A 12,852-nucleotide genomic window follows, 5' to 3' on the forward strand; every position below is an offset into this window, starting at 1 on the left:
TGCAATTTCTGCCACGATAACGCCATAAGTACGCGGATATTTAAGAATAGTTACAAAATGTAAACGTTCTTAAATAATTAAATAAAAAAAAGAGGTTGCTTATGAAAAGTGCATAAGCAACCTGATTAATTATCGACTAGTGTCTAGTGACTAGAAGTCCCAATCGTTGTCGTCAGTTTCAACAGACTTGCCCATAATGTAGCTGGAACCAGAGCCAGAGAAGAAGTCGTGGTTTTCGTCGGCAGCAGGAGAAAGAGCTGCGAGAATTTCTGGACTTACATGAGTTTCTTCTTCGCTGTACTTAGCAGGGTAGCCAAGGTTCATCAAAGCCTTGTTAGCGTTATAACGCACGAAATCAAAAACGTCATCGTGGAAGTCAAATCCTTCATAAATCTGACCAGAATACTCAACTTCCAAATCGTACAAAGTATCGAGCAAGTTCATAGTGAACTTTTCAAGATTCTTCTTATCGTTCTCGCTTCTAAGCTCCAAGCCGCGCTGGAACTTGTAGCCAGAATAGTAGCCGTGAATTGCCTTATCACGCAAAATCAAGCGAATCATATCGGCAGTGTTCATCATCTTACCGCGAGAAGCAAAGTAAAGCGGAAGATAGAAGCCCGCGTAAAGAAGCAGCGAAGAAAGCATAGTTGCAGCAATCTTGCGCTTAAGCGGATCTTCGCTCTCGTACTCGCAAAGCACGGTGGTAACACGCTGCTGCAAAACGTCGTTGCCAACAGCCCAACGGTAAGCTTCGTCAATTTCTTCGCTAGAGCAAAGAGTAGAGAAAATAGAGGAGTAGGAGCGAGCGTGAATCGACTGCATAAAAGCAATATTCGTGTAAATAGCCTGCTCGTGCTCAGTGCGAGCGTGCTCAATCTGGCAAAGCTCACCAATAGTTGCCTGGCTGGTATCAAGCAAAGTCAAGCCTGTAAAAACGCGAGTAGTAGTCTTGCGCTCAAGGTCGGTGAGGGAACGCCAAGAAGGAATATCGTTGCTCAGCGGAACCTTTTCTGGAAGCCAGAAGTTAGCAATAAGACGATTCCAAACGTCCAAATCCTTGTCGTCAACAATATTATTCCAATTAACTGGGCGCACGCGCGAACCGTGATGGTAGCGGTACTGAGCTGGAGTGATGGAAGCTGCCATCATAGCGTCATCTGCGATTACGCGATTCGTGCCGAAAGGCTTATCGAGGCTACTTCTAAGCTCGGTTGGGCTGAGTTCTGTCATAATTACTCCTGATTTTGTGTTTACGTTTTTATAAAATTTTTAAGTTTTTGATTTGGCGTTCGAAAGATTTGCAACCATAAGGTTTACAGCGTGCAGCTTACGCAACCCTCGATTTCCGTACCTTCCAAAGCCTTCTGGCGAATACGAATGTAGTAAAGAGTTTTAATTCCCTTACGCCATGCGTAAATCTGAGCCTTGTTCAAATCGCGAGTAGTAGTAGTGTCTGGGAAGAACAAAGTAAGTGACAATCCTTGATCCACATGCTGCGTTGCTTCAGCGTAAGTATCAATAATCGCCTTCCAGCCAATCTCGTATGCATCCTTAAAGTACTGCATATTGTCGTTCGTCATGTATGCAGCAGGGTAGTAGACGCGACCAACTTTGCCCTCTTTGCGAATCTCAATGCGAGAAGCAATCGGGTGAATCGAACTCGTGGAATGGTTGATGTACGAGATTGAGCCAGTTGGAGGAACAGCTTGCAAATACTCGTTGTAAATGCCATCGCTCAAAATCTCATCGCGCAAAGTCGCCCAGTCGTTTGCGTTTGGAATTGCAACGTTAAAACGAGCAAACAAATCGCGAACCTTTTGAGTTCTAGGCTCAAGCGAGCGGCTGCCATCTGTGTACTTATCGAAGTAGTTTCCTTGGCCTGCAGGCTTAGCGTAAGCGCTCGTCTTAAAGCTTGCAAAAGCGTGGCCGCGCTCTACAGCCAAAGCGTGAGAAGCCTTATAAGCGTGGTAGGCAACCGTCATAAAGTACATGTCTGTAAAGTCAAGAGCTTCTTCGCTTCCGTACTGCATGTGTTCGCGAGCAAGGAAACCGTGCAAATTCATTTGACCCAAGCCAATAGCGTGTCCTTCCGCGTTTCCGCGACGAATCGAAGGCACAGAATCAATCGAAGTGTGCTCGGAGACAGAAGTGAGCGCACGCACAGCCAAATCAACGCTTGCGCCTAAGTCACCATCCATCGCCTTAGCAATATTAAGAGAGCCAAGATTGCAAGAAATATCGCGGCCAACGTGACTATAAGACAAGTCGGCGTTATAAGTGCTTGCTTCTTGAGTTTGCAAAATCTCTGAGCACAAGTTGCTCATAGTAATGCGGCCCTCAATAGGATTCGTGCGATTAACAGTATCCTCAAACAAAATGTAAGGGTAGCCAGACTCAAACTGAATTTCCGCAAGAGTCATAAAGAATTCGCGAGCATCAATGTACTTCTTGTGAATACGAGGATTTGCAATCATCTCATCGTAATGCTCGGTAACAGAAATGTCTGCAAACGGCTTGCCATATTCGCGCTCAACGTCGTAAGGGCTAAACAAAGCCATCTTTTCCTTACGCTTAGCAAGCTCAAAAGTAATATCTGGAATCACAACACCCAAAGAAAGCGACTTAATACGAATCTTCTCGTCCGCGTTCTCGCGCTTAGTGTCAAGGAAACGCATAATATCTGGGTGGTGAGCGCTAATATACACGGCACCAGCGCCCTGACGAGCGCCAAGCTGATTAGCGTAAGAGAATGAATCTTCCAAAAGCTTCATAACAGGCACAACGCCACTCGACTGATTTTCGATGCGCTTAATAGGAGCGCCAAGTTCGCGCAAATTCGTAAGCAGAAGAGCCACGCCGCCGCCTCGCTTAGAAAGTTGCAAAGCAGAGTTAATTCCGCGCGCAATAGATTCCATGTTGTCTTCCAAACGAACAAGGAAGCAGCTCACAGCCTCTCCGCGCTGAGCTTTACCAAGATTCAAGAACGTTGGGGTTGCCGGCTGGAAGCGGCCTGCAAGCATCTCGTCTAAATAATTGAGCGCTGCTTTTTCATCGCCGTCTGCGAGTTCCAAAGCGACTGCAGCTGCGCGCTGAGCGAAGTTTTCCAAATACCGCTTGCCATCAAAAGTCTTCAAAGCGTAAGAAGTGTAGAACTTAAAAGCGCCCAAGAATGTGCCAAAAGTGTGGTGAGCGGCTTCTGCGTGCTCATAGAACTTATCTAGAAACTCGTCGCTATATTTGTGGAAAACGTTGCCGTTGTAGTAATAGTTGTCAATTAAATAATTCAAGCGCTCGCGAGTTGAATCAAACTTCATGCTGTGCTCTTGCACGTAACCCGAAACGTAAAGCTTCTCTGCTTCCTGATCTTTATCAAACTGAATGCCTTTTTCTGGGTCGAAAAGACCGAGCATAGCGTTAAGAACGTGGTAGTCGCGGCTGTTGCGAATGCGTTCTGCTGTGCTGCTAGCAATGCTGGCGTCGTCAGTGTGATCAAGATTAAGCGAAGTAGATTCGCTCATCGGATCCGTGCTATTCATGGGTTTTATTCCTTTCCTTGTGCGTTGTTTTTGCTTTTCAAACGCTGGTTGATTTTATTTGTCTTTGTTTGTTTATCTTTATTTATCTGCTTCTTTTAATTGCCTTAAAAATCTTGGTATTCCCTGCGCTACTTTTTCAATATCTTCTTGAGTTCCCGTGAGCTCAAACGAATACATATTTGGAATTGCGCATTTTCCTGCAATTTGACCGCCTGCAGCGCAATATGCGTCACCAAAATTCGTATTTCCAGAAGATATTACGCCGCGAATAAACGAACGATTTTCGCGATTGTTTAAGAATTTGCGCACTTGAATCGGTATCGCTTTCTTAATGTTTCCACCGCCGTAAGTTGGAACAATCAAAACATATGGTTCGCGAACGTGCAATTCTGGCTCTTTTGGACGAAGCGGTATGCGATACACGTTCACATTATTGCTTGGAAAGTCGCAATTTTTCACGAATCGTAGTGTGTTTTCGGAGACGGAAGAAAAATAGACTACAGCTCCGATTGATTCGCCTTGCGCGCGCGCTTCTGGCTCGCTTGGTTGTGACATATTTTCTTGATCACACATTTTTATGCTTCTTAATTGCTTTAATTGCTTTGATTGTTGATTGTTGGTTGCTTTAATTGTTTTCGTTTAGATTTTCGTCTTCTAGTTGACTTGCGATTTGCGCAATCAGGTCTGGACGGTATCCGCTCCAAGACGAATCTGGTGTAATCACAACTGGCGCCCGACGGTATCCTGCTGCGCGCAACTGGTCTAAAGTAGAAGGGCTTTGAGTTAAGTCTACTGTTTCAAAATTCACGCCGAGCTTAGTGAATTGACGCTTTGTGGCATCGCACTGTGGGCAATGTGGCTTGGTGAAAACTGTAATAGTCACGGTTCGTCTCCCTTCGTTATGTGGTGTTTAAGTTTTTTGCTTGATAATTATTTAAGTTTGTGCTTTTTAGCACGATTTAATAGTTTACTATCAGTTAACACTATTTATAGTGGTGTGTTGTATAGCTAATCACTATATTTAGTGTGTCCAAATTTTTGCGATTGCGCGTGTCTGTAAGATTTAAGCGGCATCTAAGACTTTTTAAATAGGTTTGAATAAAAGTAAAAATGTAATCTTTATCACAAAATCGCGATTCTTGTGTGATCTTTAAACATGTGCTTTATCTTGTGCATATAGGTCGATAAACTTAAAAAAGTGTGTTTTGATTGGTTAAGTGTTAAAGATAAAACAATCATAAAATAATAAAACGGTTATAAATATTACTGTTATAAATATTAAAAGATAGAGGTGCAAAATGGCGGAAACTCAAGCTAGAGCAAATATTGGTGTTGTTGGCTTGGCTGCAATGGGATCGAATTTAGCGCGAAATCTTGCGCATCACGGCAATACAGTTGCTGTTTATAATCGTCATTATTCGCGCACTGAAACTTTGATGAATGAGCATGGCAGTGAAGGTGCTTTTGTGCCTGCTAAAACTGTTGAAGAATTTGTGGCTTCGCTTAAGCGTCCACGCACAGCAATCATTATGGTAAAAGCTGGTGCTCCTACAGATGCTGTTATTGAAGAACTTGCGAACGCTATGGAGCCGGGAGATATTATCGTTGACGGCGGAAACTCCTACTTTGAAGACACGATTCGCAGAGAGCGTAATATTCGCGCGCGCGGACTTCATTATGTTGGTTGCGGTGTTTCTGGTGGCGAAGAAGGAGCTTTGCGCGGCCCTTCGATGATGCCAGGTGGCACGGAGGAATCTTGGAAGACTCTTGGTCCTATCTTAAAGTCGATTGCGGCTGTTGCAGAAGGTGAGCCTTGCGTAACTCATATCGGCACCGATGGTGCTGGCCACTTTGTGAAGATGGTTCACAATGGCATCGAGTACTCGGATATGCAGCTTATTGCAGAAAGCTATGATTTAATGCTTCGCGGTTTGGGAATGAAGTCCGACGAAATTGCGGACGTGTTCAGCGAGTGGAACAAGGGCGAGCTTGATTCTTATTTGATTGAGATTACGGCTGATGTTTTGCGTCAGAAAGACGCTAAGACTGGTAAGCCTTTGGTTGAAATGATGGTGGATCACGCTGGTATGAAGGGCACTGGTACTTGGACTGTGCAATCTGCGCTTTCGCTTGGAATCCCTGTAACTGGTATTGCGGAAGCTGTGTTTGCTCGCGGACTTTCAAGCCAGGTTGCTTTGCGAGAAGCTGCAGAAAACCAAGGTTTGACTGGTCCAGATATGCATTTTGATTTGAACGATGCTGAGCGCGAGGCATTTATTGAGGATATTCGCCAAGCTTTGTACGCTTCTAAGATTGTTTCTTATGCTCAGGGCTTCGATGAGATTGCAGCCGCGGCTATTGAACATGATTGGAAGATTGACCAGGCTGCTGTTGCTCGCATTTGGCGCGGCGGATGCATTATTCGTGCTCAGTTCTTGAATCGCGTTTCCGAGGCTTTTGAGTCCGGTGAGGCAAGCGTTTCTCTGCTTTTTGCTCCTTACTTTAAGGATGCTATTGAAAAGTCTCAGGCTGCTTGGCGTCGTGTTATTGCGCGCGCAGTGGAGCACGGTGTGCCTGTTCCAGCGTTCTCCAGCTTGCTTGCATACTACGATGGCTTGCGTTCTAAGCGTTTGCCAGCTTCGCTTATTCAAGCTCAGCGCGATTTCTTCGGTGCGCACACTTACGGTCGCATCGACGAGCCAGGAGTATTCCACACTTTGTGGGCAGATGCTAATCGTCCAGAAGTAAAGCAAGACTAAAACAAATAATATTTAGAGATAACAGACCTTTGCATTATTATGCAGAGGTCTGTACTCTATTCTGATCTTTTTTAGCATATTTTATTGCTGAATTTTACTAATATTCTTAAATTGATTGATTTCTTTGATATTTCAATGGTTTTATAAAGATTTTCGCAAATGCGCCATGTTTTTAGGGGCTGTTTTTCGCAAATGCGCCATGTTTTGAACATGCTATTTTCGCATTTGCGCCAACTTATGTAGCGCATTTAATTTTTGACTTGCTGAATATTATGCAGATTACTGAATTGCGGCGTGCAAAGTTTCTGCAGTGGTTAGCCATGCGATTTCTTCCGTGCCGTTGGCAAAAGACGCAGGATAATCTGGGTTATTATCCGAAGAAAGCGCGTTCATTAAAGCTTTTCCTTTTTTCTCGCCAGCCGTTAAGAACCAAGTGCGGCGGCTATGAGCCAGCACGGGTGCGCTAAGAGTTAATCTCATTGGCGGCTGCTTAGGGGAGTGATTTACGCCTAGAACTATGCGCTCGCGATTATGAATCTGTGGTAATCCTGGGAAAAGTGAAGCCATATGTGCGTCTGGTCCCATTCCAAGAATTGCCAAGTCAAACACTGGCTCTTTGCCTAGTAAGCCTATAATTTCTTCTTCGTAATCGCGTGCTGCTGCGTCTAAAATCGCATTGTTTTCAGCATCGCCAGCATTCGCCACTTCTTGCGCATTGCGATCATCTGCAGGCATTTCGTGAATATGAGACTCCTGCAAAACTTTGTGATCGCTAAGCATGTTAAGAAGTAGCTCGCGAGCCTTGAGCGCATTGCGATCTTCGCTGTTATAAGCTACAAAACGTTCATCTGCCCACCAAATATGAACATTGGACCAGTTGATTGCTGGAAGCAATGGGTTGCTAGCTAACATTTGAAACATGCGAATAGAATCTGTTCCACCTGTTAGCAAAAGATGGAATGGCTTATTAAGATTTTCAACATTGTTTTGCCATTGCATAATCAAAGTCACAAGTTTTTGCGCAGCAACAGCAGCTAGAATATCTTGATTATCGTAGCCGTACACTGTTGCGTTGTGTGCAAATCTAAAATCTTCAGCCATAATGAATCCTTTTATTATTTTTTACCCGTTGTATTAAAGTTCGTTATCTTGCATTGTGCAACAATCTGCGTGAACAAGTTGAGCATAGATCTCGTCTGGATCGATTCTACGCAACTCCTCACTCAAGCAATCTTCTAAAGATCTAATTGGCATTGCAATTGGCTGTGTTGCTTGTCCTGGAAGACTTATCATTGCTTGTTCTTCCCCAGAAGGACGAGTCAAAGAAAGCACGCCATCTTGTCTTTTAAGACTTACTTCCGTAATTGCATGCGCGCTCGAATCCTCAACAATTTCAACAGGAACATTAAGCGATATTTTTAGCCATTGTGCGAGCAAATGCATCGGAACATAATGCTTTGGACCGCTAACCTTAGCGCTAATAACAGGTAAATGCGGAGGCTGGTCAAGCATAGAAGCTAGCATTGCACGCCAAGGAGTGAGACGAGTCCAAGAAAGATCAACATCTTTAGAAGACCAATTTTTGCGCAAATTTTTCACAGTTTCAAGAGTGTTGTCCGCATTTTGAGCATCAGTGATTCTGCTACTTGCCATAGCTCCAAGTAAGTCCTTAGCAGGATTTTCTGGTGCATTTGTAGGCCACCACGCAACAATTGGCGCATCTGGGACAAGCAGAGGAATAACAAGCGTATCTGGATGTCGAACTAAGCCATTATGAGGGTAGAGAATAATGATTTCCCCAGCTCCAGCATCTGCACCAAAACGCACTTGCGCGTCTAAGTTTGGCATTTCTTCGCTTTGTGAATCTGCTGTATTGACTTGTGATTCTCGAACAATGGCAATAACTCGGCAAGGATGCTCTCGACTAGCCGAATTTGCTGCTCCCAGTGCATTTTCCAAATCGTTAAGAGTGGTGTCAATAAGAAGAGTGAGCACGCGTCCAGTTGCAGATTCTCCACGCTCTTCGTGAAGCTCGTCGATTTTTGCAGAGATTTTGCTTGTATTAGTATCAGGAAGATTAATAATCATGGCAGCCTCCAATGGCGATTATCGCGAGCAAGCATAGCGTCAGCTTCTGCTGGACCCCACGTTCCAGCACGGTATGGCTGAGGTTGTGTGCCAAGCGAACTCCAAAAATCTTCAATAGGATCTAAAATTTTCCAGCTTAAATCAACTTCTTGTGTAGTTGGGAAAAGCGGTGGCTCGCCAAGTAAAACGTCTAGAATAAGGCGCTCGTAGGCTTCTGGAGAGTTCTCTGTAAAAGATCTTCCATAACTAAAGTCCATAGAAACATCGCGAACTTCCATAGATGTTCCGCCTGGCACTTTTGCCCCAAACCGCATTGTCACGCCTTCATCTGGCTGCACGCGAATCACAATCGCATTACTACCAAGTTCACGCACAGCAGTGGACTCAAAAGGCAAGTGTGGAGCGCGCTTAAAAATCACGGCAATCTCTGTAACGCGCTTGCCTAAGCGCTTGCCCGTTCGCAAGTAGAATGGCACTCCAGCCCAGCGACGAGTATCTACATCTAAACGCACGGCAGCGTATGTTTCCGTAGTGCTTTTAGGATCTATGCCTTGCTCTTGTAAATATCCAATAGCCTTATACGATCCTTGCCATCCTTCTGCGTATTGTCCTCGCGCAGTATTAGAAGCCAAGTTTTGAGGTAGTCGGATTGCGGATAAAACTTTCGTTTTTTCAGCCGTCAAGTCGCTAGCACTAAAACTCACTGGTTCTTCCATAGCAGTAAGAGCCATTAGTTGCAGCAGATGATTTTGAATAACATCTCTGGCTGCTCCAATTCCATCATAATATCCAGCTCTTCCGCCTATTCCAATGTCTTCTGCCATAGTGATTTGCACGTGATCAACATAATTAGCGTTCCAAATTGGCTCATACATTGCATTTGCAAAACGAAAAGCTAGCAAATTTTGCACAGTTTCTTTGCCTAAATAGTGGTCTATGCGGAATACAGAATTAGGGTCAAAAACTTCGGAAACTACGCGATCCAACTCTTGAGCGCTTGCTAAATCGTGGCCAAATGGTTTTTCGATTATCACTCGTCTCCATGCGTTTTCGGAGGAGTGCGAAAGCCCCGATGCTGCTAACTGCTGTGCCACAACAGGGAAGCTAGAAGGTGGAACTGACATGTAAAACGCGTGATTTCCGCGAGTTCCGCGATCTCTGTCTAGCTCGCTTACTGTTTTGCTTAAGCGTTCAAATGCGCTTGCGTCGTCGAATGTTCCGCGAACAAAACGTATGCCTTTAGCAAGGTTAATCCATGTTGATTCACGAAATGGTGTGCGGCAATGTTGTTGAATATTTTCACGCACAAAGTTTACAAAATGTTCATCCGTCCAGTCGCGTCTTGCGAAGCCAGTTAAGCCAAATCCAGGTGGCAAAAGCCCTCGATTTGCTAAATCGTATACGGCTGGCATCAGTTTTTTGCGCGCTAAATCGCCAGTAATTCCGAAGATTACTAAACTGCATGGTCCTGCAATACGAGCCAAACGTAAGTCTCGTGGATCGCGTAGCGGATTTTTCCAAGCTGTGGTTTCTTCGCTATGTCCAGTCGAGCATATTGTGGTTCTTAATTCAGTCATGTATACCATCGTAATGTTTCGACTTGATTTGCTGCTCAGGACTTACCAGGATTTGCGCATGTCTTACAAGGATTCTCACTAGGATTTACCGGTAAATCATCCTCCGCACACGGCTAGTCTTATCATTCGCGCGTATTGTGGACCTCCAATAGGAGTCAGATGTATTCCATCGTCTGTTAAGAATTCGGAGTGTCCTGCGCTTAAACCATACCAGTCTATTATTCCAACGTTTTTGCGTTTTGCTGCAAAAGCGCGCAGTCTTGCGTTTGTTTCGTCTTGCCAAGGTTGTGGAACGCGAGTCGTTACAAAATACACTGGTTTGCCACCTGTAACATTTACCATATTTTGCAAAACAGATTCATCCCTAGGAGGTCCGTTTGTTCCAAGCTCATAGATTACAACGCTTCCAGGGTGTTTCTCGACTAAATCTTGTTGATAATCTTCCGCTCCGTGGAATATTTGTCTGCTCACTTTTCCGTCAATCCAAGCATTTGGTAATGCTTGCATAAGGTATGGTTTTGCGCCTTCTGTTACGGAATCTCCGACCATTGTTATGTCTGCAGTGCAAACATTGCGTTTTGAATCTATTTTCCACGGTTTTGTATTTATGTTTTCTGGCACTTTTTCTGCAATTGGGTTGAGAATCCTATGGTCAGATGGTTTTGTTGGAAGCGTTTGTTTTTCTATGTTCTCGCGCTTTCCTCTTGTTTTTTTCTTCGTATTAGCGGAATTTTTTTCTTGAGTTTGGTTTTGTGCAGTTTGGTTTTGTGCAGTTTGGTTTTGCGTATTCGCGTCTTGCGCGTTTAATTCTGGTCTTAATTGTATAGCTCGCGCTTGCGCAATACTATTCCAGTTAACTGGCGCTGCAATTATTGCTAGTCCAACGATTGCACAAATCACTATTACCGTTCTTCTCAAAACAAACGGCAATCTTATATTCTTGCTTTTAACGTTTAACGTATCTGAAGATAAATCAGGAGATAAATCAGAGTTTTTCGCGTCAATATTATCCGAGATAATATCGTCTTTCTGGCTAATGCTAAGAGTTATATGTTTATTGGCAATAGGCATTTCGAATATTCTGTAAAAAACTTCTGCTGCAATAATAACTATTACGCATTGTCCTGCCTGTTCCCAAAGAGTTATCTGTGTGGTTCTTGTAGCAGGGTTTAGTATTTCTAGAATAGGGAAGTGGACTATGTAAATCGCAAAAGATCTTACTCCTATATATTTCAGTGGAGCAATTTCAAGTATTTTAGTGCAAATACTATTTTTCTGTAGGCATGACCACATTAAAATCGCGCAAACTATTGCGAATATCGTGTATCCGCCGTAAACAATCCAGGTTTTTGAACCGTCTTCTTTCACTAAGCACCATAGAATAAAAATTAACGCAGCCAATCCTATAATCGATTTTTGTAGTGTGCTTAGAGGTTTTTGAAGAGTTTTTGCTATTTTCGCGAAGTTACCAGATTCTGATTTATTTTTTAGATCAGTTTTTACGTTATTGGTGTTTTCTGACTCGTTGGTTTGTTGCCACTTTTCCTCTGCAATTTCATTATTAGATTCATTGGATTCGTCATATTCGCCATCTTTATCAGATTCCATCATGTTTATTTGCAATCCTGCTCGTAAATCAGCTGGTATCGAGGCTTCTGAGGATTGGCTTTTATCTTGCGCATTTTGCGCTTCTATCTCTGATGAATCTTCTATTTTTTCGATTTGTGTTTTTTCTCTTTTGTTTCCAAAAATATATCTACAAGCATCCGCAATAATTTTGAGAATAGAACGTCCGCTAAACCATGTGAAATACATTGCGAGTAATGCACCAATTAAGAATTCTCCAGCTCGAGTGTCAATAGAGTAATACACGCGAGCAATGGTTTGACCATCTCCATAAAAAAGGGTAATTGCTAGGTTTGCCAACGAACATGCAAGCATAAGAATCGCAGCAACGCACATTCTTACAAATTTAGAGTGCACAATTTTAAGAATCACCCATAGTATAATCGGCCAAAATACAAAGATTTGCATAATAAGTCCCAAATACCAAAGGTGTTTTATTGGGGATGGTAGTCCTGATTGTTCAAAGTAAGATACTTTTCGCAAAATATACGCCATATTGCTTGTAAAGCTAGCGCCTGTTAGTGCGTCAGATTGCAGTTTTGTTAAAAGACTTGGTGAAAATAGCCACATTAGTGGTGCACTCAGAGCAATAATCCCTATAGTAGACGGCCAAATTCGTTTTACGCGTTTAAGCAAGTATTTTAAGTAGGCGATTATTGTAGACTTTGTTTGTGTTTTGGTTTGTTCGTTGGTTGCTGGCGACTTTTGTGCATTTGATGTTTCAAACATTTTTAGCAGAGATACAGTGCTGAAGTATCCAGCCATAACAAGAAACATTGTTACTCCCAAGAATCCTCCTGGAAGTACTATTGGACGTAGGTGGAACGCTACAATCGCAATAACAGCAATAGCACGCATGCCATCTATTGCAGCGTTACGTTTGCTTGTAGTGTTAGCTGCGTTGTTTATCTCTGTCATTTTGCCTGCAACTTGCTAATACGTGGTTTAATTTTGGTTGTGGGCATGAATTGTTTTATGACTAACATCGCCCAAAACGTAGTCATATTATCTACGTATTAAGACACTGTAGTTAGTTATAGCGTGTCTTAGTTTTTCCCTAGTTTTTCCTTGATTTTTCTTATGTTTTTTGCAAGTTTTATAAAATTTTTTAATATGAATTTAAATATTTTTCAAGGTAATTATTCGTTTTTATTAAGATTTTTCTCTGCTATTTTTTAGTGCGGTTGCTTTCGACTTTTGTTTGCTAAAATGCCAATGTTATACAACGCGTTTTACGTGCTCTTTGCTGCGCGCTAGAGTTAGACT

9 protein-coding genes are annotated in these 12,852 nt (G+C 43.1%); 1 reads left to right on the forward strand and 8 read right to left on the reverse strand.

What is annotated here, in order from left to right; translation table 11 throughout:
- Window positions 1-150 precede the first annotated feature (150 nt).
- From nrdF to ABVC65_RS02700, 4 genes are all read right to left on the reverse strand, one after another.
- On the reverse strand, window positions 151-1,230 hold the full coding sequence (gene nrdF / locus ABVC65_RS02685) for a class 1b ribonucleoside-diphosphate reductase subunit beta (RefSeq protein WP_353582544.1): 1,080 nt from the start codon (window positions 1,228-1,230) through the stop codon (window positions 151-153).
- An 83-nt stretch (window positions 1,231-1,313) separates the two neighbouring features.
- On the reverse strand, window positions 1,314-3,536 hold the full coding sequence (gene nrdE, locus ABVC65_RS02690; RefSeq protein ID WP_435528272.1) for a class 1b ribonucleoside-diphosphate reductase subunit alpha: 2,223 nt from the start codon (window positions 3,534-3,536) through the stop codon (window positions 1,314-1,316).
- A gap of 78 nt (window positions 3,537-3,614) precedes the next feature.
- Window positions 3,615-4,109, reverse strand: a complete 495-nt coding sequence (gene nrdI / locus ABVC65_RS02695; RefSeq protein WP_353582545.1) for a class Ib ribonucleoside-diphosphate reductase assembly flavoprotein NrdI — start codon at window positions 4,107-4,109, stop codon at window positions 3,615-3,617.
- Window positions 4,110-4,161: 52 nt separating this feature from the next.
- Window positions 4,162-4,419 (reverse strand): glutaredoxin family protein, encoded by a 258-nt coding sequence (locus tag ABVC65_RS02700; RefSeq protein WP_353582546.1) that lies wholly within the window; start codon window positions 4,417-4,419, stop codon window positions 4,162-4,164.
- Window positions 4,420-4,834: 415 nt separating this feature from the next.
- On the opposite strand from ABVC65_RS02700, the gene gndA reads away from it, so the two are divergent.
- Window positions 4,835-6,295, forward strand: a complete 1,461-nt coding sequence (gene gndA / locus ABVC65_RS02705) for an NADP-dependent phosphogluconate dehydrogenase (protein WP_353582547.1) — start codon at window positions 4,835-4,837, stop codon at window positions 6,293-6,295.
- A 279-nt stretch (window positions 6,296-6,574) separates the two neighbouring features.
- Here the strand turns inward: gndA and pgl are convergent, their stop codons facing one another.
- The 4 genes from pgl to ABVC65_RS02725 form a co-directional block, all read right to left on the reverse strand.
- A complete protein-coding gene (gene pgl / locus ABVC65_RS02710) occupies window positions 6,575-7,396 on the reverse strand; it encodes a 6-phosphogluconolactonase (RefSeq protein ID WP_285067710.1) in 822 nt (273 codons plus the stop codon).
- 33 nt (window positions 7,397-7,429) lie between these two features.
- Window positions 7,430-8,383, reverse strand: coding sequence for a glucose-6-phosphate dehydrogenase assembly protein OpcA (locus ABVC65_RS02715; RefSeq protein WP_353582548.1), 954 nt, complete (start codon window positions 8,381-8,383; stop codon window positions 7,430-7,432).
- A complete protein-coding gene (zwf, locus tag ABVC65_RS02720) occupies window positions 8,380-9,960 on the reverse strand; it encodes a glucose-6-phosphate dehydrogenase (RefSeq protein WP_004122794.1) in 1,581 nt (526 codons plus the stop codon). Before zwf ends, ABVC65_RS02715 begins: the two co-directional genes overlap by 4 nt.
- A gap of 96 nt (window positions 9,961-10,056) precedes the next feature.
- Window positions 10,057-12,504, reverse strand: coding sequence for an acyltransferase family protein (locus ABVC65_RS02725; protein WP_353582549.1), 2,448 nt, complete (start codon window positions 12,502-12,504; stop codon window positions 10,057-10,059).
- Between the last annotated feature and the right edge of the window lie 348 nt (window positions 12,505-12,852).

The organism is Gardnerella vaginalis (assembly GCF_040427915.1).
In the GTDB taxonomy this organism is placed as follows: domain Bacteria; phylum Actinomycetota; class Actinomycetes; order Actinomycetales; family Bifidobacteriaceae; genus Bifidobacterium; species Bifidobacterium vaginale_C.